This window comes from Paenibacillus sp. J31R98, assembly GCF_056269245.1.
Map to the genome: position 1 here is coordinate 1 of NZ_JBWDNO010000005.1, position 25,425 is coordinate 25,425.

Annotated in this window: 15 protein-coding genes and 1 rRNA gene; 2 read left to right on the forward strand and 14 right to left on the reverse strand. The window is 52.6% G+C overall.

Annotated features, from left to right (window positions below; genetic code table 11):
* The 10 genes from AC0YNX_RS18765 to AC0YNX_RS18810 form a co-directional block, all read right to left on the reverse strand.
* A 16S ribosomal RNA gene (locus AC0YNX_RS18765) occupies window positions 1-108 on the reverse strand; the annotation flags it as partial.
* A gap of 374 nt (window positions 109-482) precedes the next feature.
* Complete coding sequence (gene ligA, locus AC0YNX_RS18770; RefSeq protein ID WP_475817239.1) at window positions 483-2,510, reverse strand: NAD-dependent DNA ligase LigA; 2,028 nt, start codon at window positions 2,508-2,510, stop codon at window positions 483-485.
* 30 nt (window positions 2,511-2,540) lie between these two features.
* Window positions 2,541-4,913 (reverse strand): DNA helicase PcrA, encoded by a 2,373-nt coding sequence (pcrA, locus tag AC0YNX_RS18775; RefSeq protein ID WP_475817240.1) that lies wholly within the window; start codon window positions 4,911-4,913, stop codon window positions 2,541-2,543.
* 164 nt (window positions 4,914-5,077) lie between these two features.
* On the reverse strand, window positions 5,078-5,788 hold the full coding sequence (gene pcrB / locus AC0YNX_RS18780; RefSeq protein WP_475817241.1) for a heptaprenylglyceryl phosphate synthase: 711 nt from the start codon (window positions 5,786-5,788) through the stop codon (window positions 5,078-5,080).
* Between the two features lie 39 nt (window positions 5,789-5,827).
* Window positions 5,828-6,196, reverse strand: coding sequence for an STAS domain-containing protein (locus AC0YNX_RS18785; RefSeq protein ID WP_475817242.1), 369 nt, complete (start codon window positions 6,194-6,196; stop codon window positions 5,828-5,830).
* Between the two features lie 2 nt (window positions 6,197-6,198).
* The gene (locus AC0YNX_RS18790; RefSeq protein WP_475817243.1) at window positions 6,199-8,271 is read right to left on the reverse strand and encodes an ATP-binding SpoIIE family protein phosphatase; all 2,073 of its coding nucleotides are present in this window, start codon (window positions 8,269-8,271) and stop codon (window positions 6,199-6,201) included.
* Window positions 8,272-8,384: 113 nt separating this feature from the next.
* Window positions 8,385-10,178, reverse strand: a complete 1,794-nt coding sequence (locus tag AC0YNX_RS18795) for an AfsR/SARP family transcriptional regulator (RefSeq protein ID WP_475817244.1) — start codon at window positions 10,176-10,178, stop codon at window positions 8,385-8,387.
* A 217-nt stretch (window positions 10,179-10,395) separates the two neighbouring features.
* Window positions 10,396-12,915, reverse strand: coding sequence for a U32 family peptidase (locus AC0YNX_RS18800; RefSeq protein WP_475817245.1), 2,520 nt, complete (start codon window positions 12,913-12,915; stop codon window positions 10,396-10,398).
* 147 nt (window positions 12,916-13,062) lie between these two features.
* Entirely contained in the window at window positions 13,063-14,973 is a 1,911-nt protein-coding gene (locus AC0YNX_RS18805) for a stalk domain-containing protein (protein ID WP_475817246.1), read from the reverse strand.
* A 26-nt stretch (window positions 14,974-14,999) separates the two neighbouring features.
* Window positions 15,000-16,109 carry a S1C family serine protease gene (locus AC0YNX_RS18810; protein ID WP_475817247.1) on the reverse strand — a complete coding sequence of 370 codons (1,110 nt, stop codon included), beginning with the start codon at window positions 16,107-16,109 and terminating at the stop codon, window positions 15,000-15,002.
* Between the two features lie 245 nt (window positions 16,110-16,354).
* Here AC0YNX_RS18810 and AC0YNX_RS18815 point away from each other — a divergent pair, with 245 nt between their 5' ends.
* Window positions 16,355-17,323: a sugar phosphate isomerase/epimerase family protein gene (locus tag AC0YNX_RS18815; protein WP_475817248.1), complete on the forward strand. Its 969-nt coding sequence runs from the start codon at window positions 16,355-16,357 to the stop codon at window positions 17,321-17,323.
* A gap of 128 nt (window positions 17,324-17,451) precedes the next feature.
* On the opposite strand, the gene AC0YNX_RS18820 is transcribed toward AC0YNX_RS18815, so the two are convergent.
* Window positions 17,452-17,667: a hypothetical protein gene (locus tag AC0YNX_RS18820; protein WP_475817249.1), complete on the reverse strand. Its 216-nt coding sequence runs from the start codon at window positions 17,665-17,667 to the stop codon at window positions 17,452-17,454.
* A 299-nt stretch (window positions 17,668-17,966) separates the two neighbouring features.
* Here AC0YNX_RS18820 and AC0YNX_RS18825 point away from each other — a divergent pair, with 299 nt between their 5' ends.
* Window positions 17,967-19,577: a nitrite/sulfite reductase gene (locus AC0YNX_RS18825; RefSeq protein ID WP_475817250.1), complete on the forward strand. Its 1,611-nt coding sequence runs from the start codon at window positions 17,967-17,969 to the stop codon at window positions 19,575-19,577.
* 56 nt (window positions 19,578-19,633) lie between these two features.
* Here the strand turns inward: AC0YNX_RS18825 and AC0YNX_RS18830 are convergent, their stop codons facing one another.
* The 3 genes from AC0YNX_RS18830 to uvrB form a co-directional block, all read right to left on the reverse strand.
* Window positions 19,634-20,149, reverse strand: a complete 516-nt coding sequence (locus AC0YNX_RS18830) for a stalk domain-containing protein (RefSeq protein WP_475817251.1) — start codon at window positions 20,147-20,149, stop codon at window positions 19,634-19,636.
* Window positions 20,150-20,290: 141 nt separating this feature from the next.
* Window positions 20,291-23,179, reverse strand: coding sequence for an excinuclease ABC subunit UvrA (gene uvrA, locus AC0YNX_RS18835; RefSeq protein ID WP_475817252.1), 2,889 nt, complete (start codon window positions 23,177-23,179; stop codon window positions 20,291-20,293).
* Window positions 23,180-23,237: 58 nt separating this feature from the next.
* Window positions 23,238-25,241, reverse strand: a complete 2,004-nt coding sequence (gene uvrB / locus AC0YNX_RS18840; RefSeq protein ID WP_475817253.1) for an excinuclease ABC subunit UvrB — start codon at window positions 25,239-25,241, stop codon at window positions 23,238-23,240.
* Window positions 25,242-25,425 lie beyond the last annotated feature (184 nt).

Below are 25,425 nucleotides of genomic sequence, written 5' to 3' on the forward strand. Positions count from 1 at the left end.
TCACCCGTCCGCCGCTAACCTTGTCCCGAAGGACAAGATCCGCTCGACTTGCATGTATTAGGCACGCCGCCAGCGTTCGTCCTGAGCCAGGATCAAACTCTCCATAAAAGTAATTCTTTTATGAATTCGCTTGTTAGCTCATTCAAAAAACTAGCTCCGTCAGAAACTCCTTCGCCAACGAGTGGCGAGCGACGTTTCGACGTTATTTAAAACATTGTTGAATCTGACGTGATCCATATGTTCAGTTTTCAAAGAACTTGTTCGCACCGTTTGTTTCTCGGTGACAGGTGTATATGTTATCAGCTCTTGTCGACCATGTCAACACTTAATTTCACATTCTGTCGAATGTTGTTTGTTATTGGCGTGTGTCTTCCGAAGCGACAAGAAATAATTTAACACATCCATGAGCGCGATGCAACTTGTAAAAAATGACAGAGGACTGCGCCGACATAACCGTCAGACACAGTCCTCTCTATAAATCATTACTCGCCTAGCAAACGCTGCAGCTCAGCTTCGTCTTCAATAACCGTCACGCCGAGATCACGCGCTTTGGTTAGCTTACTTCCTGCGCTCTCGCCAGCAATAACGAAATCCGTCTTCTTCGATACGCTACCGCTGATCTTCGCACCGAGCACTTCCAGCTTCCTCGCTGCCTCATCGCGCGTCATGGTCGAGAGCGTGCCCGTCAGCACGACGGTCTTGCCGCTAAAGATGCTATCCGTGCGAACCAGCGCCTGCCGCTCCGCCTCAGCCTTCACGCCAAGCGCGAGCATACGGTCGATACTATCAGCCGCTACCGGGTCTCTGAAGTAGCTGTAGATACTCTCAGCAACAATGCCGCCCACGTCCGGCAAACCAACGAGTTCCTCGACGGTCGCTTCACGAACGGCGCTCAAGCTGCCAAATTGGTCCGCGAGCATCTTCGTCGTTGCTTTGCCCGTATTCGGGATGCCGAGCGCAAACAGGAATGCCGCTAGGTCACGATCCTTGGACTTATCGAGCGCTTCAAGCAGCTTCTTCGCTTTGCGGTCGCCGAAACGGTCCAGACCGATCAGTTGCTCATACGTAAGCGCGTAGAGATCCGCCGGATCACGCACCTCGCACTCATCAAACAGCTGTTCAGCCGTCATAATGCTGAACGATTCAATATCCATCGCATCACGAGATGAGAAGTGTGTTATACGACCAATCGTCTGCGGTCTGCAGCCAAGCTTGTTGTTACAGAATAGATGCGCTCCGCGAAGCTCAAGCGGCGTTCCGCAAGACGGGCACTCCGTCGGCGTCACGATCTCGCCGCCCGGCTCATCGTCCACTTTGCCCAAAATTTCCGGAATGACATCGTTGGAGCGGCGAATGAACACATGGGTGCCTAGAGCGAATTTTAAATTCTTCCGTTCGATATCGCCCATATTGTTGAGTGTACAGTTCTGTACCGTTACGCCGGCAAGATCGACGGCTTCGACTCGCGCTACCGGGGTGATCTTGCCTGTACGGCCCACTTCCCAAGAGACGGATTCGAGAATCGTCGTCGTTTCTTCCGCCTCGAACTTAAACGCAACCGCCCAGCGCGGGAACTTATCCGTATAACCTAATGCTTCACGCGTACGCATGTCGGTCAACTTCACTACCGCACCGTCAATTAAGAAATCATGCTCGGTTCGGCCAGCGGCAACTCTCTCAAGCTCCGCCTGCACTTCTTCAATCGTCGAGCAATAAACCGCATACGGATTCACTTTGAACCGGTTATCCCGCAAGAACTGAATCATTTGCTCATGTTTATCGAAAGAGATTCCATCCGCATAGCCGACATTATAGAAGAACGCGTTCAGCTTCCGCTCCGCCGTAATGCGCGGATTCTGGTTACGAAGCGCACCCGCTGCCGCATTGCGCGCATTCTTGAGCGGTTCTGCCGCCGTCTCATTGTAAGCTTCCAGCACCGACAGATTCATAATTCCTTCGCCCTGAACCTCGATAACCCCATCGGTAAACGGAATAGTGAGCGGAATGGAACGAATCGTCTTTACCTGTGCCAAAATGCCTTCGCCAACGACGCCGTTGCCGCGCGTTGACGCCTGCACGAGATTGCCTCCGTCATAAGTGAGGTTAAGCGTGAGTCCGTCGAACTTCAGCTCGATTACATAGCTAGGATCGGGCAATGGCGCTACGTCTGGATTCTTCGCATTATAATCGGCAATCGCTCTGGCAACACGAGCATTCCATGCCAGCAAATCTTCATGGTCCTGCGCTTTATCAAGACTCCATAGGCGAGCAAGATGACGGTGAGGCGCGAAGCCTTTCAAAATATCGCCGCCAACGCGCTGTGTCGGAGAATCCGGGAAAACCAGCCCCGTCGCTTGCTCCAGCTGAACAAGCTCATCATAGAGCTCGTCCCACTGTTTATCGCTAATCGCCGGCTTATCCAGCGTATAGTAGTTGTAATTATGTTCCGCAATGAGGTCCACAAGCTCGCGCATCCGCGCGTTCTGTCCCGTTTCCTTGGCAGTAGCCATTGTCGTCCTCCCTCTCTCGCCTCTCGTCGATTATACTTTCGTAATCGGAGCGAAGCTGGCAAGCAGCTTCTTCAGCCCGACCGGAGCCGGAAACGCAATTTGCAGCTCCTTGTCATTGCCAGTACCGCGCACGGATACGATCGTACCAATGCCCCACTTACCGTGCGACACTTTATCGCCGGCTGCGAAATCACCGCCGCCGGCCGCACCGCCTGCACCAGCGGCACCGCCAGCCGTACGTGCTGCATCCATCGGCGTGCTGACGCGTACGCCGCTGCCGCTCGCCGCGGCGCCTGGACGTGCCGACGCCCCGCCAGCACCGCTGCTGCCACCGTTCCGGAAACCAAAGCCGCTGCCGGAACCCGAACCGCCGCTACCACTGCTGCTTCCAAACCGACTGCCAGAGCCAAAGCCAATGCCGCTGCCGCCGCCAGAACGCGCTCCGCGGCCGGTCTCCATCTTCAGCTCGTCCGGCACTTCGCGCAAGAAGCGTGACGGCATATTCGCGCTTGTGCGCCCGAACAGCGTGCGCATCCGCGCACAAGTGAGGAAGAGGCGCTTCTCCGCACGCGTGATGCCTACATATGCAAGGCGACGCTCTTCTTCGAGTTCTTCATTATCTTGAAGCGCCCTGCTGTGAGGGAATACGCCTTCCTCCATCCCGATGATGAAGACAATCGGGAACTCTAGCCCCTTGGCGCTGTGCATCGTCATGAGGACGACTGCGTCCTTCACTTCGTTCTCGGACTCGTCCTTATCCATAGAGTCGATGTCAGCGATCAGCGCGAGGTCAGTCAGGAAGGAAACCAGCGACTTGTCCTCGTTGCGGTTCTCAAACTCCTGCGTAACGGAGAGGAACTCGTCGATGTTCTCAAGGCGAGCCTTCGATTCCAAGGTATTCTCGCGGTGCAGCTCCTCACGGTAGCCGCTCAGCTCGAGTATCTTCTCAGTCAACTCCGTTACAGACAAGTACTCGACCATACGCGTCAAGTTATCGATCATGTCGCGGAATTCGGTCAGCGCCGTACGAGCGCGACCTGTCACATCGAGCCAGTCAATCTGCTCAAGCAGGGCAAAGACCGAGATGCCGCGCAGTCCCGCTTCATCCGCGAGCTTCGCGACCGTCGTATCGCCAATGCCGCGTTTAGGCACGTTAACAATCCGCTGGAAGCAAATGTCGTCATCAGGGTTCGAGATGAGACGCAAATAAGCGAGAATGTCTTTAATCTCTTTGCGGTCGTAGAACTTTACGCCGCCGACGATTTGATACGGAATATCAGACTTGATTAGCGTTTCCTCGATTACACGAGACTGTGCATTCGTCCGGTACAGAATCGCATGGTCGCCGAACTTGCGCCCTTTGTTCACCTGCTGGCGAATCTCGCCTGTGACGAAGTAACCTTCGTCATGCTCGGTATCCGCTTGATAGATCGTAATCGCGTCGCCTTCACCTTGATCCGTCCACAGCTTCTTATCCTTGCGGCCCGTGTTCAGCTTGATCACAGCATTAGCAGCATTAAGAATATTCGACGTCGAGCGATAGTTCTGCTCAAGCAGAATCGTCTTCGCTTCCGGATAGTCTTCCTCGAAGTTCAAGATGTTCGTGATATCCGCCCCGCGCCAACGGTAAATCGATTGATCGCTGTCACCAACGACGCAGATGTTGTGATGCTTACTAGCTAGCATATTGCAAAGCATATATTGCGCTCTGTTCGTATCCTGATACTCATCGACGTGAATATAACGGAACTTGTTCTGATAGAATTCCAGCACTTCCGGCACTTCTTTGAACAGCTCAATCGTCTTCATGATGAGATCGTCAAAGTCCAGCGAGTTGTTGTTCTTCAGCCGCTTCTGGTACGCCGTGTACACTTTGGCTACGATACCGTCAAAGTAATCGCCAATCTTCAGCTCGAATTGCTCCGGCGTTATCAGCTCGTTCTTCGCGCCGCCAAGCGCCGCCTGCACGCTCTTCGGCTCGAATTTCTTCGTATCGATGTTCAGATCCTTCATACAGTTACGGATAACCGATAGTTGATCCGCGGAATCGAGAATGGAGAAATTGTTCGTGAAGCCGATCCGGCTAACATCTCTGCGCAGGATCCGCACGCACATGGAGTGGAACGTGGAAACCCAAATATCTTGCCCGGAATTGCCGACCAGCGCGCTCACCCGCTGCTGCATTTCTCTTGCTGCTTTATTCGTAAAGGTAATCGCCAGGATGCTCCACGGCGCTACGCGTTTCTTCTGGATTAAGTATGCAATACGGTGCGTCAACACGCGTGTCTTGCCGCTTCCCGCTCCCGCCATAATGAGCAGCGGACCATCTGTCGCTTGAACGGCCGCACGCTGCGGGGGGTTCAGCTTCTGAACAGCTTGGTCGATGCTAAATTCATTCAACATAAGGTAAATAAGCTCCTTTGTTCGCATTTGTTCGCCTATCTTTAGTCTAGACAACCGACCGGGCAGTGTCAATTGCATTCCGGCCAGTTAAGCGAAATAAAAACGGCCTCCAGTGAGCGAACTGCACGAATGATGCGATTCGCTAACGAAGCCGTTCTTCTGATTTATTGTTGCAAGGCAAGGCGAACTGCCTCTACGGTTGAGAGCGCCGCATCCAAGTCGTCATATATAATATTGCCTACGATGACCGTATGGGCCACTTCCGCCGCTGCCCTTGCTTTATCCGCGTTGTCGATGCCGCCGCCGTAAAATACTCTGGCTCCTGTGACCAAGCTCCTCGCTCGCTTCACAAGCTCCATGTCGCCGAATTTACCGCTGTATTCCATATAGATGACAGGAAGGCGCATAAGCCGATCCGCCATATAAATATGCGCTGCAACACCTTCTGCGTCAAGCGACGACGTCGCGCTGGTCAGCCTGGCCGCTTCTGCGTCCCCATTCAGGATGAGATAGCCTTCTGCTGAAGTATTTTCCCACGGAATGAACGCCCCGAACTTGCGCAACGCTTGAATCTGCCGTCCAGCCAGCCATTCTGCCTTATCGGTATTAAGCACGAGAGGAATAAAGTAATGATCGAAGCCCGGAACGGCAGCCTCTTCATTCGATACTTCCAATGCGCATGGCACTTCATACCGACGAATGCGCGACATTAAGTCGACCGTGTTATCGAATGTGACGCCGCTCGATCCGCCTACGATAATCGCATCCGTACCGGACATGCAGATCGCATCAAGCCGCTCGTCGCTAATCTCGCGGTCAGGGTCGAGCTTGAACAGATGCCGCCACTCTTTAAATATTGCCGATTGCAATTCCATAATGCCCTCCGCCTTCTCAAACTATCCTTCGCTTCCAGACTATTGTCCAAGCGCTTCGATCCGCTGCATGACGGCAAACTCGTTCGGATAAATCATCATATATTCCGTTAAGCCGACCATACGAAACAGTTTCTCGTAGTGAGGGGTAATCCCCCAGGCGAAAGTATGCACCCCCGCTTTGCTTCCCATGCGGGCAAGCCGGATCAATACAGCCATTCCACCGCTGTTTATGTATTCGACCTTCGTCAGGTCAAGCGTCAGGAAACGGATGCTCTTGCCAAGCTCCGCCTCTCCTTCGAAGCCGCTCAGCAGCTTCGTCTCCGCCGATTTGCTCAAATCCCCTTCCAGCTTCAGCGCAAGGCCACCCTGGAACTTATGTAATGCTATCGAAAACGGCTGGTCCGCCATATTCAATCTCCTTTCTGCGCAACCTGCTCTGCTTCGGAATCCGGATGTGATTTTCTCATAAAATAAAGCTCCGTGTAGAAGCCCCGCTCGTCCCGTCCGGTCGTCCAGTAATCCGCAAGCGTATCGATCATGACCAGCCCCCATCCGCGAGGGTCCTCGGATTCCAGCTTCTTACGCATTTCATCCTCATCCCGCGATAATTTCGGGTAAAAACCGCCGCCTTCATCGTACACCCGGCACACCATCAGCATGCCGCCAATCTGTGCGATTACAGATACATACGCATTGGGCTGCATTTTGTTGCCATGTTCAATTGCATTAATCATCGCTTCGCACACGGCGCTTTGCACATCTTCATATATATCGGAATTCGGCCATCGTTCCTTTATCCAATCGCCCAGCTTGAGCGCAATGAGCTTCTCGTCGCCGAGCTTGCTGCGGATCGCCCATTCGCGTGACATAAATGGATTCTCGAAGGAAGCCGCAGACGCGAGCGAACTGCGGTATTCGCCAGCCAGCTCAAGGACGACGACAGTCCTGTCATCCATGCCGGAACCACATTCCAGATCCATACGGGCCAGCCAGTCATCTACGATTTCCGTAAGATCCTGCTCAGGCTGCCATAACGCAAGCTCTGCCTCTAATCCGTCGAAGCTGTACATTTGACCGCTCTGATTAACGGCCTCAATGAGTCCATCGGTGTACAGGAGGAAACGGTCGCCATTGTTCAGTCCAAAACTGATCTCCTCATACGCTACGTCCGGATCAATGCCGATTGGGAGCGAGCTGCATGCCACTGCTTGAACGCGGCCATCTTGCGTAATGATATAAGGCGACAAGTGACCAGCGCTTGCATATTGCACCTCATTCGTCGTTAAATCAATGACGCCTACGCCGATAGAGACTGTTCCTTCCTCTCCCATCGCTTCGCACAGCTGCCTGTTCATCCGTGCCAGCACTTCCGATGGACTGCCGTTACGCCGAATTTCCGAGCGGAAAATAAGCAGCTGAGCAGACATGATAAGCGCCGCAGGCAACCCTTTGCCGGAAACATCGCCAATCATAACCGCGAATCGGTTCGGGCTGAGCGACACGACGTCGAAGAAATCGCCGCCAACCTCACGGTACGACTTGCAGCGCGCCGTAATCCGGTAAGCCCCGATCGTTAGATCCCCGGGCGGAAGCAGCTTCTGTTGTACATTGTAAGCCATCTTCAGCTCGCGCTCCAGCGATTCGTATTCGCGGTTGATTCGGATCTGCAGCTCGTTGTACGCAACAGCCAGCTCGCCGGCTTCATCATGGAGAATGGCAGGCGCGCCGCCGCCTGGCAAGCCTTGTCCGGCCACCAGCCCGCGAATGTCGCGGATAAGACCGCGCAGCTCCTGTCTGAATTGCATCGTGACGTAACTGAATAAAGCGATACTCATTATAATATAAAACGCAGCGATTAAGCCGAGCTTGTACGGGTCAATGGTTTCTTGCGGTCTTAATGTCATGAACGCCAGCTGAAGCAAGCTGAATATCGTCACCAGCATCGTACACGCGTAGGTAAGAATGATCGGCTGAACGATTGAGGTCCGCCCGTCAAACCGATTCGGCAGCGGCTGCATGCGCATGACCGGCCTGAATATACGCCTTGTCGTCGTGAACAGGACAATCGCTAGTGAGATGAACAAGCTCTGCTCACCGGATACTTGCCCGAACAGGTGCAGCCAAGTGCAACTGCCCTGCACCACTTCAGCATGGTACAGAACAGAGTAAACCACGCCGATAACGGATACGCCGATGAGCAGCTCATACGGCATCTTGTACAGCCGGTGAAGCGAACTGTTCGTCAATCCCGCGGAGCTCTTCTCGCATTGGCGATCGAGCTCCTGCATGATCGGCTTCAGCCGCCAAGCGGAATACCCTGCTATCGCTAGCGCAAGCAGCAGGGCGAATATCAGATAGCCCAGCCGCGGGATACGCAGCCCGTCAGAAGCCGAAGGTGCTACCAACATTGTATCCGCCTGCAAAATAATTAGTCCGCCAAGCAGTACGATACCATAGACGAACAGCAGTCTGCTTAGCAGCATATAGCCAGTGTAGTGCGGCTTGCCGTCTTGGTCACATCGGTAGGCTTGATGGACTGGTGGGACTTGGGAGGCTGGAGAGACGGGTTGGACAGGTGGAACTTGTTCCTTGCCCGTCACTTCCATAAGAGCTTCCTGACTTCCTCAAGCGGCTCACTGCCCAGCTCTTCCTTGCAAATCCGCTCCAGCCGCCGGTACCAGCTGATCGCCTCGATTCTCCGTTCTCCGCGCAAGCAGTGAACGATCATTGCCTCGTACGCTTCTTCCTGTTCAGGACGAAGCGCAATCCAATCCGCGAGGCACTGCTCTACCCGTGCCTCGTCACACAGCTCTCCATAATAGACAGCTAGCCGTTTAATCATATTCGTCTGACGATCTAGCAGCTGCTCCCGCACACGCTCAAGCCATTCAGTATGCGGCAGCTCCGTACCAAGCCGTCCATAGAGCTCTCTGGCCTTCTCATAGAGTCGGCAAGCTTCTTCACGGTCATCCATCCACAGCTGATCGCCGATTCTTGCCAGCGTCGTGTAATCCTCCACATCATTCGCTTCGAAGGTGTTCTCGGCAATACCGATAACGCCCCGCTTGGCAAAGACGATATCCTCCGGCATGCCGAGCTCCTTGAGCGATGAGCGCAAATCGTGAAGCGTCACATACAGCTGATTGGATCGTTTGGATAGATCGCCTTCGCCGAAGACACGATCAATCACTTGCTCCCGATTTGCACGGAAGTTCGGTTGCAAGAGCAGGTAGACGAACAATTCGCCTGCCTTGCGCCGCTTCCAGATTGGCTCGAAAACATGGCCATCCATCGCAGTGAAGTTAATGCCGTTAAACAGGCGCACCCGCCACTTAGCCGACGTTTCCGGTTGCTCTGGAGCAGCGGCTTCCACGTATTCTTCCAACACAGCATCTCTGTGGGGTCCATTTCGTTCCTCGATCACTGTCGGCGATGCGACTTCTTCTAAACCGGCCGCGGCGAGAGAGGCCGCCAGCTGCACCGTCAGCTTCTCTATAGCAGGCGTTGTTAACAGCTTGCGCATGCGGTCCAGCTGACCAAACGCTTGCTCCGCCTGGACCAGCTGACTTTCCTGCAGCAGCTGCTTGATTCTCGCACCTGCCGCATAGATGCAGCATTCGAGATCAGCCGTGAGCGCTTGCGGCAACTCCGGCGCCGAATCCAAGAAAATGGCTTGGCTTAAATAAGCGTAGCGAGCCGGCAGCTCGCTGCACAAGGACTCGCTCAGCTCAGTAGCGGCCAACACGCGAGCGACAGCCGCGCCATGCGAATGATCCGACGCGTGGCGCTTGAGCCAGCTTAGCCACAGCTGCCAATCCGGTTGTTCGCTCGCTGAGCCATCGAACAGCAGCCGTTCCAGCAGCACAAAGCCCGCCCAGACCGGCTTGCCTTCCTCGCGAAACCGCTCAGCCGATGCTTGGAACAATCGATTCGCTTCGGGAGCGTATTCCGCTGCACCTCTTTTAATCGATGCCGCGGCGCGGGCTAGCGCCCACGGCACAAAGCCGCTGCACTGCTCAGGCGTGCGGTTCCACTCCTCGGCGAGCTGAGCCATGAACGGCCCCGCTTCTTGCCGATCGCCAACTTGCATATACAGCAAGCCAAGCATCGCCATCATCGTCAGCATCGCTGACTCATCCGCTTGCGCAGCGAAGCCGCGCAGCGCCGCTTCCAGCATCTGCTTCGTCTCGATCAAGCGGCCGTTCAACAGGCCCTCTTCGCATTCCGCGCGAAGCAGCAGCGGCGATTTCAGACGTATATCAGCCGGGATGGCCTGTAAAAGCTGTGCGGTGGGCATGTTCCCATCCAATATCGCCCGCTCCGCCTTAAGTACCTCTATAAGCCAATTATCCTGCTGCGAAATCGTTATTCCATCGTTTTTTTGATTCATTGGTCATTCCTCACCATGCTACTTTGTTAACCTGCCAAGCAATATCCCGGCAGCCTTACATCCAAAATAATACTTTAGGGTATAGACATTATACGACGTTAACCTTTGCTACCTATTCGCCCTCTATCTCCTAATCCCTCCCTGCTTCTAGAAATCGCCACTGCTGGGGCTAACGAAAAAAGAGGAGCCGAATGACCGGCCCCTCTAGTTCTGTCCATTATTTGACCAACTGGCCGCGAGTTACGCCAAGCTGATTGATGGCTTTCAAGCTGCGCCACACTTGCGTTCCGCCAATGCGTCCTGCAAGCGCGTCGCTGTATAGGTCAATAACTTCATTCACTTTATCGGCTGTCTCTTCCAGGAACTCTATCCGGAACGAAGCTATGCCGAGCTCGCCGAACTGCTTCATATACTCCGCACCAGACTGCTCAATCGCATTGTACACCGTATTGCGGCAGCCTTCGTCGACGCGAACAGGATGCGACATGCCGATCCGATCCTGTAGGGAGACGTTATGATCCTCGCAAGGGCGACCGCAGTTCGTGAAGTCCGTCCCTTCACTGAGGAAGGTGCAGTAGACGCAGTGCTCGGTATGGAACATCGGCAAATGCTGATGGATAACGACCTCCATCTTCGACGTTTCGCTGCGGCGCAACAGGTCGAACATTTGCTGAACATTCAGGTCATAGGAAGGTGTGACGAGACTGCAGCCTGCATCTAGGAACAGATTCGCCGCCTTATGGTTCGCGATGTTCAGCGAGAAATCGCCAATCAGCTCCGGGAACGACTCGTTCGGCTTCGCAGCACGAGCGCGCAAGTAGTAATAGAGCGCGCCTGTGTTGCGAACTAGCACCGCATCCGGCTTCAGCTTCAAGATGTTTGCATGGTAGCCGTTCTCATTCGGCATGTGAATGCGCGGCGTTACAAGGCCGATTGGCTTGCCCGCGCTCCGCGCCAGCTCCATTGCAGCCGGCAGCTGCTTAATAAATTCAAAGTCGGCGTATACCATGCCTACTTTATCGGACTTCACGGCAGCTTCCAGCTGAGGAAGGCTGCGGCAGAGCACCGTGAGCTTCGCTTTAGCAGCTGTAGCAGACTGACGCCCGCTCTCGATGCCACGATTGTCGTCATTGATATCGACTTCGTGCTTGATATAAACCGGCGGCTTCGGACGTTCGCCAGCCAATGCTTCTACCGCTTCGCGGCGCATCCGGTTCAATTCGCGCATCGGCACGATCAAATCCCCGTTCAGCTCGGCTTCAAGCGACTCCAGCTGATAGACTGTGCCGCCAAGGCGGCCAAGCTGCTCTTCGAGAATGGCACGGTCCATCGGGCGCTTCTGCGCCTGCTCGAGCTCCAGCTCAGAGCTGACCTCAACCGTGTTGCCCTTCTCTACATCCGTCCATACGGTACGAAGCGGTTGTCCGAGCTCACCTGTCACTTTCACATTCAACGGGAATACACGATATGGCTTCTCCGTCTCGAACGAAGCGCGCAAACGCCGGTCAAGCGCCGGATCGCTCGTCTTCCATACACGGTCGCCGACATGAACACGGCGCAGGTCTACGTCATTTCGACCTGGAACAAGCTCAATGACGAGCCCCTCTTGCGCCTCGCCCTCCAGCTTCGTCCCTTGGCGACGAATATCATAGATGCGGCCGCCTTCTTCTTTCTTCGTTGGATCGCCAGCGTCGAACACGATCCCATCACCGCGCTTCACCGGCGCTTCCACCCGGCAAACGACCGCATCGCGAAGGATCTTCTCGACACGGCCGAGATAGACGCCGCGGCTCTTAGGGAATGTCCCTTCCACGAGCTGCTTGTTGTTCGTGCCGTCGAGGAAGCCGTGCGTAAACCCACGCGAGAAGCTCTGCTGAAGCTCGCGCATCTCTTCCTTCGACGGCGCAGAACGGTCGCCATCGAAATACTTGTCGATCGCGCGGCGATACTTGCTTACCACGTTCGCTACATATTCCGGACTCTTCAAGCGTCCTTCAATCTTAAAGGACGTAACGCCAGCTTCAATCAGTTCCGGCACAAGCTCAACCGCCGCAAGGTCCTTCGGCGAAAGCAGATACGCCACATCGCCCATCGGCTTCTGTTCTCCGTCGACCATCAGGTCATACGGAAGACGGCAAGCTTGCGCGCATTCGCCGCGGTTAGCTGAGCGTCCGCCCCACATTTCGCTCGTCAAGCACTGGCCTGAGTAAGAGACGCACAGCGCGCCATGCACGAATACTTCCATCGGAAGCTTCGCCTGATCGCCGATAGTTTGAATTTGCTTCAAGTTATTTTCGCGTCCAAGCACGACCCGTTCAATATCAAATGGCTTCGTGAACTCAACTGCCTCCGGCGACGTAATCGTCATCTGCGTCGATCCATGAATCGGGAAGTCCGGCGACATCTCGCGAATGAGCTTCACGAGACCCAGATCCTGAACGATTACCGCATCAACGCCGGCGTCGATACAAGCTTCAATTAGCGCTTTGGCTTCGCCGAGTTCTTCTTCGAATACGAGAATATTAAACGTAAGGAACCCTTTGACGCCGTAGCTGTGCAGAAACGCCATAATCTCTGGCAACTCGTCTGTATGAAAGTTATTCGCTCTCGCTCTAGCATTAAATTTCTCCACACCAAAAAAAACAGCATCGGCCCCATTGGCCACTGCCGCCCGCATACACTCCCAATCACCGGCTGGTGCCAGCAATTCGATATCTTGCCGTTTTATCGTACCCATCTTTAATTAACGCCATCCTTATCCTCGTTCACTTATTTCCCTACAGTGTACCAGAGCAGACGCCCAAACGAAAGCCGCGCTATAACGCAAAAGCCGCTTCTTCCCGAAATATTTCCGGTCCGAAGCGGCGCAGCGCCTTATGAATCACTAGCTTGTGAATGTGAACGATCCAATAACTTTCTCTACCGCGGCGATATTGCTGTCCGTATTGTTGGACTGCTGACGGGTATAGTTGATCATGTACGTCGTACCGTTCTTCTCGAAAATATAGTACGTCGTTGTTGTTGGAACCGTGTCTTTAGGGAAATCGACAACCAGCTTCGTTGCCGAAATGCCGCCTCCCAAAGTTACATTCTCTGTTCCTTGAATAGTCGCGCCAACCTTCTTCATCGTGTCATCGGTATTAAGGAAGGTTTTCACATCATTGATGTAGTCACTAGCACTCGTATCCTCAATAACATCAATTCCGAACGAACCATATGGAATGCTGTAGTAAACCGAATCCTTCTCAAAATCTTTATCAACGCCATGCCAAGATTCAGGAAGTGCAATGGAATAACCATAAGCTTTGCTTGATTTCGTAACCGTCTGCTGATCCAGCGATTCCGCATCATCCAGGTCACTGAAGTTTGCTTCTACATAAATCGTATTGATATCCAGTGAGCCAACGATATTCTTAAAGAGTGTTTCGCCAGTACCAGATCCATCCTCTACATAGTAGAAGTCCGTTTCATACTTATGCTCACCTACGGTGAGGAAAACATTATATTCTTTGAACCATTTCTTCTTGTCGAACGTGAACTCATAGCTTAGCACTTGCGCTGTTCCATCTACTAGAGAAAGCGTGGATTCTGCGACATTACGCAAAGAATCTGTTACAAATGCGCTCTCTACCTTCTGACGAACACGGTGCATCCAATCTGCCGCTGTGTCGCCTTCTTTCAACGAGCTGATCTCGAAGCTCATATAGCCTTTTTCATTGTAGAACGCCGGGCTTGGCAATTCTTGGTCCCGCACCCAATCCACAGGCAGCTGAACAGACAATCCGTAATCTTTATCTGTCGCCGTGAAGAAGCCATTGCGCACCTTCGTAATGTCTTTCAATGCCGATTCATTCTTTGCAAAAGAAGGCTTGAAGCTGCTCAAAATATCATCATATACCGCCAATTTATCGCGCGAATCCGACTTGATGCCTGCCATAATGATATAGATGCGATCACCGACTTGAATCGCACGATTATCGTAGAACCATCCGTCGCGGTCTTTACTAATGACTTTCTCAAAGCTCAGATCGCCGATCGTAACGGTTTTCTTCTCCATCGCAAACTCGTTATCATCGAAATAGCTCATAATCTGCTCGCGAACCTCTTCGCGGGTATAGCTCTGGTCTACTTTATCTACTCTGACGATTAGATCACGATCTTCGGCAATGGAAGACCACTGCGTGATACTGCCGTTGTCGCTCTGATACGTCAACACCAAGTCCGACGGATACTTCATCGACCAGTTGTAGTAGCTATCGCCTACCTGTGTTTTGCCTGCATCGGAATTAATGCCGCCTGTGTTACTGCCAGTTGAAGTACCTGGCGTAGACACCTTTAATCCTTTGATCGTAATGGAATTACCGTTTAGCGCAAGCGTAGCGCCAAACGCCGATACAATGACACGAAGCGGAACCATCGTTACACTGTTCACGATCTTCGGTTCAGCCGTAAGCGTAATTGGCGAACCGTTGACCTTTACCGTCTTGCTGCCGATCGTAAGCACAACTGTCGTCTTGTTGTAGGACAGCGTGATGATCTTGTTATTCTCCAGCTTCAAGCCTGCGCCGAATGCTTTCGTAATGACGCTGAGCGGCACCATTGTTGTGCCATTCTGCTTATACGGCTTCTGAATCGTGGATGTTGTACCGTTCACAGTAAGCGTTGGACTGCCAATCGCTAATTTAATCTCAACTGATTTGGTTTCATAGGCCATATCGGATGCTCCTGCGACTGCAGGCATAAGTGCAAATAACATACATGCTGCAATGAGTAGTGCAAGCAGCTTGTTCTTCATGTTGATTTCTCTCCCTTGATCTAATGTTAGTTCGTCTCAGACAATGTCAGTTTCTTCTTAACGAGGTCTCCCTCGGACTGCACCATCACTTCAATTTGCTGCCCAGGCAGATATGCCTTCAGCAGCTCATTCACTTCAACAATTGAGGATACCTGCTTGCCGCCAACGGAGTAGATCTGGTCGCCCGCATGCAAGTTCGCTTGCTTCGCCCCAGAGCCCCAAACCGACTTGACTTCAAGCGGTTCTGTTGTAGGCAGACCAACGAGTGCGGACCAGCTTTCTTCCAGCTCCACGCCTAGCGACGGACGCTTCACTTTGCCATACTTAAAGAACTGATTCACGACATAACGGACGGTATCCGCCGGAATGGAGAAGCCCAAGCTCTCGACGCCATCGCTGACAAACTTCATGGAATTGATCCCAATGACTTCGCCCTTCAAATTAACGAGCGGCCCGCCGCTGTTGCCCGGGTTGATTGCCGCGTCGGTCTGAAGCAGCTTGTAGTACGAGGAGATCGAACGGTTCATGCCGCTCAAGATGCCTGTCGTCGCTGTGTTGCGCAGCGAGAACGACACCGGCGTCCCTATCGCCACGACCGTCTCGCCCACTTGCATCTGCAGCGGTACAGGCGCGAATACAGCCGGCTTCAAATGGGTTGCGTTGATCTTCACAAGCGCAAGGTCGCTTGTTTCGTCGATATTGACGCGTTTGCCTTCGTACTGTTTTCCGTCTGATGTCACGACAACGATATTATTCATGTCTTTCACGACATGGGCGTTCGTTACGATCCATCCGTCCGCCTTCCAGATCACACCTGTTCCGTGTGCCAATGCAAACCGGTTGTCTTCATACTCAGCCGGCTTGCCGATAATGCCGACGACCGAAGGCGATACTTTCTTCACAACATCCGGTACTTCCGACTTAGGCGTATAAGCGTAGCTTTGCGTCTTGGCATCATAGACCCCAGAACCGCCGAGCTCCTTCGTCAATGAACTTGCTTTGACGTAAACTTCTCCGTTAATCATCTTTGCATCCAGCTTCGTACCGCCTGAACTTCCGGCGGCTAATGCGGTCCCTGTCATGAAGAGCGCACCGGCTATGATGACTAGAACTAGACGTAAACCCTTATGCCTCACAATGCTTCCCCCATTTGAACAATCTACTAATTTACAATATTTTACTAGACCAGTAGGTCCACTCTACTATATTTGGGTTTATGTGACAATTGGTTGCCCCTTAAACTTTATTAAAACTTGATTTGTCCACTTCGTATGCTTTTTTGGCATTAGCCCTGTTGAATCTTAACCTTGCAAGTTGCTCATGTTATAATAAGAAAGGCTACGCGCAATACATATCCCATTTAGGAGGTAACTATACACGTATGAAACTCGGTGTATTCTCTGTACTCTTCGCCCAAAAATCATTGGAAGACGCACTCGACTACATTGCATCCAAAGGCTTGGACGCAATCGAGATCGGCACAGGCGGCTACCCTGGAAACGCACACTGCGATCCAGACGTATTGCTTGCTGACGAGAGCAAGCTGAAAGCATTCAAGGATGCAGTTGACGCTCGCGGCTTAACAATCAGCGCGCTTAGCTGCCATGGAAACCCGCTTCACCCGCAAAAAGCAATTGCAAGCGAGCATGACGCTGTCATCCGTAAAACAATTCAGCTGGCTTCTAAACTCGGCGTACCTGTTGTAAATACATTCTCCGGCTGCCCTGGCGACCATGAGGATGCGAAATATCCGAACTGGCCGGTTGCTCCATGGCCAAACGATTTCCAAGACATCCTGAAATGGCAGTGGGAAGAGAAAGTTATTCCTTACTGGAGCGAAATCGCGAAGCTTGCAACGGAAAGCAACGTGAAAATCGGTCTTGAGCTACATGGCGGTTTCTCTGTTCACAGCCCGGCTACACTGCTTCGCCTTCGTGAAGCTTGTGGCGATGCAATCGGCGCTAACCTTGACCCGAGCCACATGTGGTGGCAAGGTATTGATCCTGTTCAAGCGATCCACATCCTGGGCCGCGCAGGCGCAATCCACCACTTCCATGCGAAGGATACAACAATTGATCCAATCAATGTGAACAAGCACGGCGTAACAGACATGCAGTCCTACGCTCTGATGCTTGACCGCGCTTGGCAGTTCCGCACTGTTGGCTACGGTCACGATCTGAAGGTTTGGGCTGACATCATCAGCGCGCTTCGCCTTGTTGGTTACGACTACGTCGTGAGCATCGAGCACGAAGACGGCCTGATGTCCGTAGACGAAGGCTTCACGAAAGCTGTTCAAAACCTGCAATCCATCCTCATCAAAGAGCCGCTCGGCGAGATGTGGTGGGTTTAATACCCGGATAAACGAAAACCTCCAGCCCTATGGGTTGGAGGTTTTTTATTTACGTATATAAAAATGCCGAAATCCTGAGCGCTCAAGATTCCGGCATTATCCGTTCATTCATTATGGTTCCCTGGAAATTACTGCAACCAGACTTTGAAAATCATAACGTAGTTCGCGAACAGGAATACGGCAAGCGAAACCCCCGCAAATCCGATTGCGAATACATTCTTCTTCGGACGAGCCATTAGCAAACGCACAAATCCGATGAAAATAACAATTGTAAATAGAAGCATCATAATATCCATTGGATCGAACTTTGTAAGGGTATTTGCTGCTTTTTCAGCAAGAAACATGGGTGTAGACCTCCTTATTTTCGCACTTAGCCTATATTAGTTTATGTTAGCCTCATCACGAGCTCGATGCAAGTGACAATCGAGAATCGTAACAAGTTTGTCACCATTTGCTAAAAGGATAGTTATATAAACAAACCCTTCATTAATTATAATAATCTCTTATAATTACATGATTCCTACTCATTGTCGCTTGGTCTGAAGTGTGGTACCATTCTGTGTAGTATTCATACGAAAATCGTCGGATTTTCGCAAATCAGCGCACGATATGCTGAGCATAACATCCTTAGGAGGAACGAGCAATGGCGTATGAAGCCGTGTGGATGAATGACCCTTCCAAACTAAATAAATTTGAATTTATTAAAATGGAAAAAGATGGACTAGATGTAATTCGAACCATTATCGACAAGTATTCAAAGGAAGGCTATGCCTCCATTCCCGAGGATGACATGAACCGGTTTAAGTGGGCCGGCGTCTATGAACAGAAGCCTAAAGACGGCTACTTCATGATGCGAATCCGTATCAACACCGGTATCATTACTTCTGCACAAGCTCGTGCAATCGCTTCAATCGGCCGCGATTACGGTCGTGACCTGATCGACGTTACGACGCGTCAAGCGATTCAATATCATTGGTTGAAAGTCGAAGACCTGCCGGACATCTTCAACCGCCTTGAAGCGGTTGGCTTGTACTCCTACGAAGCGTGCGGCGACTGCCCGCGTACGATTGTAGGCAATCCGCTTGCCGGCATTGACCGCGATGAGCTGATGGATACTCGCGAAATCGTTGAGCAAGTGAATGATTTCTACCTGATGAACCGTGATTTCTCCAATTTGCCTCGCAAATATAAAATGTCCATTTCTGCAAACATCTATAACAATGCGAATGCCGAGATTAATGACCTTGCATTCGTTCCTGCAACGAAAGTGATTGACGGCGAAGAAGTCATCGGCTTCCACGCTTATGTGGGCGGCGGTTTATCCGCTAAGCCTCACATGGCGAAAGAGCTCGACATGTTCGTTCGTCCTGAAGAAGTACTGAAGGTCTCGATCGGCGTTACGACGATCTTCCGTGACTACGGCTACCGTGAAAAGCGCCACCAAGCCCGTCTTAAGTTCCTTGTCGCTGACTGGGGTCCAGAGAAGTTCCTCGAGAAACTGAAAGAAATTATCGGGGACATGCCTTCTGCAGGCGAGAACAAAGTCGTTGGCTGGAATGCCGTTTACTACGATGGCGTATACCCGGAGAAAGAAGAAGGCTTGAACTTCATCGGCCTGAACGTGCCTGTCGGCCGTACAAACTCGGATGAGCTTGAGCAGCTGGCTGATGCAGCGGATCAATTCGGCGATGGCAAGATTCGTACGACGATGTCGCAAAACATCATGCTGAGCGGCATTCCTGATGATAAACTTGAAGAAGCGCTTGCTGTTCCTGTGTTGAAGCGTCTCTCTCCTAAAGCAAGACCGTTCATGAGCCGTACGGTTTCCTGCACAGGCAACGAGTTCTGTAACCTTGCTGTAGTAGAAACCAAAGAACGCGCACGCCGCGTTGCCGACTTCTTGGACGACCATGTGGAGCTGGATGAGAAGATTCGTATCCACTTCATCGGCTGCCCGAATGCATGCGGTCAGAAACACATTGCCGATATCGGTCTGCAAGGCGCCCTGATTAAGACCCCTGAGGGTATGGTTGACGCCTTCGATATCGCTGTTGGCGGCATCCTCGGTCCCGGTGCGAAGTTCAATGAATCGCTTAAAGGCCGTGTCAAAGGCGATGACCTTGGCTACGTGCTTGTGAAGCTGATCAACTTCTACAAAGAAGGCCGCGAGTCCGGCGAAACGTTCCATAACTATGTGAACCGTGTAGGCGTACCAGCGTTCCAAGAACGTTTAACTGAAATTTTAGCTAGCTAATGAATAAGGGGCTGAACATCCTGATGGATGGTTCAGCCCCTTTTTGTTATGATCGCTTACTTATTGATGCTTCGAATGCTGATCGACGTTCCGCCGCTGCTCTTTGTATACTGCACGACACAGCTATAAGCTTCTGCGATTGTCCGAAGTGGCACATAGACACGACCGTTAATCAGCTCAGCCGGTTGTGATATCGCGATCGTCTGGTTCCGTACATAATCGGTGAACTTCTTCTCGCCTATTGTAATTGTGAAGCCCTTGCGCCTCTCGCCGGGAGCATCTAAGTCAATCGTATCAATCTGGAGCGTTTTCTTTTCTGTTAGGTAATAAACCCCTTTAGATGCAACTCTGAACGGCAGGATATTCACGATATCGCCTGCCCAAAGCATGACTCTCCCGTTCACTAGCCGGTAATCACCTTGATGCTCCAATTTAGTTGAATAGTCATTCGGATATGCAATCGTAATCGGCTCCACCTTATTCGCGGCATTAGCCGACGGCATACTGGAAGTGAAACAGGCTAACAGCCCGAGAATTGCTGCTGCACCTAGAGATTGATATCGTCGTTTCAAGTTTGGTTCCGCCCCTTCTTATTGGCTTGTCATTCTTGCTGACGGCTATTATGTGCAGAAAGTTTCAGATCAGTAATAAATAAAGCCCTTCTGATAACACCGACGACAAGTATCGTCGATGACCAGAAGGGCTAACTATTTTCAGTTCTCGATTCCAGCTGCCGCAACGCTCTCTACTTCGCGCTGCTGCGCAATCGTGCGCTCACGGTCACGCTCGAGGATCGGCTTCAAGTAGCGGCCTGTATAGGAGCCTTCCACTTTAACGACGGCCTCAGGCGTACCTGTCGCCACAATCATACCGCCGCCATTGCCGCCTTCCGGCCCAAGATCGAGCAGGTAGTCGGCTGTCTTGATGACATCGAGGTTGTGCTCGATGACAAGGACACTCTCGCCGGAGTCGACGAGTCGGTGAAGCACGACGAGCAGTCGGTCAATATCATCGACGTGGAGACCGGTTGTCGGCTCGTCGAGGATATAGAGCATCTTGCCCGTGCTGCGGCGGTATAGCTCCGCAGCCAGCTTCACGCGCTGCGCTTCGCCGCCGGACAGCGTTGTCGCCGGCTGGCCAAGGTTCATGTAGCCGAGTCCGACGTCAAGCAGCGTCTGCAGCTTGCGATGAATACGCGGCACATTGCGGAAGAAATCGGTCGCATCTTCAATCGTCATCTCCAGCAGCTCTGCAATGCTCTTGCCTTTATATTTCACGTCAAGCGTCTCGCGGTTATATCGTTTGCCTTTGCAAATCTCGCACGGCACATAGACGTCCGGCAGGAAGTGCATCTCAATCTTAATAATGCCGTCGCCGCGGCAGGACTCACAGCGGCCGCCCTTCACGTTGAAGCTGAAGCGCCCCTTCTTATAGCCGCGCACCTTCGCTTCATTCGTCGATGCGTACAGATCACGGATATCGTCGAATACGCCGGTATACGTCGCCGGGTTCGAGCGCGGTGTACGTCCGATCGGCGATTGGTCGATATCGATGACCTTCTCGATATGCTCGAGACCGCGGATCTCCTTATGCTCGCCAGGGCGAACCTTCGCTTTGTTCAAGTCGCGAGCGAGCGTCTTGTAAAGAATCTCGTTCACGAGCGTCGACTTGCCTGAACCGGAAACTCCGGTTACCGCTGTGAATACGCCAAGCGGAATCTTCGCGTTCACGCCGCGCAGATTGTTCTCCTTCGCGCCGCGAACCTCCAGCCACTTGTCGCTCGTCTCACGGCGCTTCAGCGGAACCGGAATGAACTTGCGGCCGCTGAGGTAAGCGCCTGTGAGGGATTGCTCGTCCGCCATTACTTCTGCCGGCGTCCCCATGGAGACAACTTGACCGCCGTGAATGCCGGCGCCTGGTCCGATATCAATAATATAGTCAGAGGCAAGCATCGTGTCTTCATCATGCTCGACGACGATGAGCGTATTGCCTAGATCGCGCATATGCTCAAGTGTTTGAATGAGCTTGTCATTATCCCGCTGGTGCAAGCCGATACTCGGCTCATCCAGGATGTACAATACGCCCATTAGGCTGGAGCCGATCTGTGTCGCTAGACGAATTCGCTGCGCTTCACCGCCAGAGAGCGTGCCTGCCGCACGGTTCAGCGACAAGTATTCCAAACCGACGTTGACGAGGAAACCTAGGCGGCTGTTGATTTCTTTCAGAATGAGATGAGCGATTAAACGCTCTTTCTCCGTCAGTTCCACCCCATTGAAGAAGCGCTCTGCTTCACCGATGGAGAGAGAAGTGACATGCGAGATATTCTGGCTGCCGATCGTGACAGCAAGGCTCTCCTTACGCAGACGATGGCCCTTACAGCCGCCGCAAGGCTTCGCGCTCATATATTGTTCGATATGATCGCGAATGCCGTCCGAGCCTGTTTCACGGTAACGGCGCTCCAAGTTGTTTACGATACCTTCGAAGGGTACATGAGCTTCCTTGGAATGGCCGAAGTCGTTCTCGTAACGGAACCGGACTCGCTCTCCACCTGTTCCGTAGAGCAGCTTCTTCATATGCTCAGGTATCAGCTCACTGACTGGCACATCACGCGGAATGCCATAATGAAGGCATACCGACTCGAGAAACTGCGGATAGTAGTTCGACGTGCTGCCCGCCCATGCTTCAAAGGCACCTTCTTCAATCGACTTCGAGCTGTCCGGAACGAGCAGATCAGGGTCGACGATCATCTTCGCACCGAGTCCGTCACAATCCGGGCAAGCGCCGTACGGACTGTTGAACGAGAACATCCGCGGAGCCAGTTCATCGATACTGAAGCCGCACACGGGACATGCCAGGCTGGAGCTGAACAACAGCTCCTCCTTCTCCATCACATCGACGATGACTTGACCGCCAGACAGCTTCGTCGCTGTCTCCAGCGAGTCCGCGAGACGGCTGTGGATGTCGCTCTTCACGACGATTCGGTCGACGACTACCTCGACGTTATGCTTCTTATTCTTCTCCAGCTCAATCTTCTCGCTAAGCTCGCGCAGCTCGCCGTTCACGCGGACACGCACGAAGCCCTGCTTCTGCACGTCAGCCAGCAGCTTCGTATGCTCGCCCTTGCGTCCCGAAACGATCGGAGCAAGAATCTGCAGCTTCGTCCGCTCCGGATATTCCATAATCCGGTCCACCATCTGTTGAACCGTCTGGGAAGTAATTGGGGTCCCGTGTTCCGGGCAGTGCGGCGTGCCGACACGCGCGAACAACAGACGCAAATAGTCATAAATCTCCGTTACCGTACCGACAGTAGAGCGCGGGTTACGGCTCGTTGTCTTCTGGTCAATCGATATCGCCGGCGACAAGCCGTCAATGGAATCGACATCCGGCTTCTCCATTTGCCCGAGAAACTGACGCGCATAGGCGGATAGCGATTCGACGTAACGGCGCTGCCCCTCAGCATAGATCGTGTCAAAAGCAAGCGACGACTTGCCCGAGCCGCTGAGACCTGTCAGAACGACGAACTTATCCCGCGGAATCGTCACATCGATGTTCTTCAAATTATGGGCTCGCGCCCCTTTAATGACGATCGAATCATTAGCCATTTATTTAATCCTCCTAAAGGAAACATCAATATCATCAAATCTATCAATAATTGCAGCGCTACATCCCAAGCTCTGCCTTCAGCTCAAGCAGCGCATCGCGCAGCTCCGCCGCCCGTTCGAACTGCAAGCCCTTCGCCGCTTCCTTCATCTCGGATTCCAAGCGCTGCACCAGCGACTGGCGCTCCTTCTTCGTCATCTTCTCTACGCCGACGCCTGTGAGGTAATCGCTCTTCTGCTCGGCAACCTTCGTCGCTTCGATGACGTCATGAACTCTCTTACGAATCGTCTGCGGCGTAATGCCATGCTCATCATTATAAGCAGTTTGAATGGCACGGCGGCGCTCAGTCTCGCCTATAGCCTTCTCCATGGAGTCCGTTATCTTATCCGCGTACATAATGACGCGACCTTCGGAGTTACGCGCCGCACGGCCCATCGTTTGGATTAGCGACCGTTCGGAGCGGAGGAACCCTTCCTTATCCGCATCGAGAATCGCCACAAGCGAAACTTCCGGCAAGTCGAGACCTTCCCGCAGCAAGTTGATGCCGACAAGGACATGGAACACGCCCATCCGCAGGTCACGCAATATCGCAAGCCGCTCCAGCGTCTTAATGTCCGAGTGCAAATAGCGGACTTTAATCCCGACATCCTTCATGTAATCAGTCAGATCCTCTGACATCTTCTTCGTCAGCGTCGTCACGAGCACACGCTCATCCTTCGCAATGCGGTCGCGGATCTCGACAAGCAAATCATCGATCTGCCCCTTCGTCTTGCGCACTTCAATGATCGGATCAACCAAGCCAGTCGGACGAATAATCTGCTCTACCATCGTCGGACAGTGCTCCAACTCATATGGACCTGGAGTTGCTGATACGTAGACGAGCTGCTTCGCCTTACCTTCGAACTCCTCGAAACGAAGCGGACGGTTATCCATCGCGGACGGCAGACGGAAGCCGTGATCCACGAGCACCTCTTTACGCGCACGGTCGCCATTGTACATAGCCCGGATTTGCGGAAGGGTAACATGCGACTCATCGATGACAATCAGCATATCATCAGGGAAATAGTCCATCAGCGTATAAGGCGTCGCCCCACGCTCGCGGAATGTCAGTGGCCCCGAGTAGTTCTCAATGCCGCTGCAGAAGCCCATCTCCGCCATCATCTCCAGATCGTACCGCGTCCGCTGTTCCAGACGCTGCGCTTCAAGCAGCTTACCTTGCTCATGCAGCTCTGCAAGACGCCCTTCCAGCTCCGCTTCGATGTGCTTCAGCGCTACCTTCATCGTATCTTCATGCGTAACGAAGTGAGAAGCCGGGAAGATCGCAACATGATCGCGTTCGCCGACGATCTCGCCAGTCAGCACATCGATCTCGGTAATCCGTTCAATCTCATCGCCGAACAGCTCGATACGCATCGCGCGCTCGTTATTGGCAACCGGGAAGATTTCGATAATATCGCCGCGCACGCGGAATGTTCCCCGAATGAAATTAATATCATTGCGTTGGTATTGAATATCGACAAGCTTATGAAGAATTTCGTCGCGCGACTTCTCCATGCCGACCCGCAAGCTCAGCACAAGCTTCCCATACTCCATCGGAGAACCGAGGCCGTAGATGCAGGATACGCTCGCTACGATAATGACGTCTCGACGCTCGAACAAGGAGCTCGTCGCCGAGTGGCGCAGCTTATCAATCTCATCGTTGATGCTCGAATCTTTCTCGATAAACGTATCTGAGGACGGGATGTAGGCTTCCGGCTGATAATAATCGTAATAGCTGACGAAATAAGAAACCGCGTTGTCAGGAAAAAACTCCTTGAACTCGCTGCACAGCTGCGCGGCAAGCGTCTTGTTATGCGCAATAACTAGCGTCGGCCTGTTCAGCTTCTCAATGATGTTCGCAATCGTATAGGTCTTCCCTGTTCCGGTTGCGCCAAGCAGCGTTTGATGCCGAAGACCGGCCCCGATGCCCTCTAGAAGTTGCCCAATTGCTTTAGGCTGATCGCCCTGCGGACGGTATTCCGACTTCAGCTCGAAGAGCTTGCCTCCGCTTAGTTGCTCATTCATCTGTTCCTACACCCCAATCCTACGTCTTCTATGAATAAGTTCTATTAATTGTATGCCCAATATACACGGAAAAAATAGATTCATCCGTAACCAAATTTCATCGTCTTCCAAGGAACATAAGAATATGTGTTCCCATAACAAATTTATTATACCGATTCGGGGCAATTGATGCAATGAAAGGTTA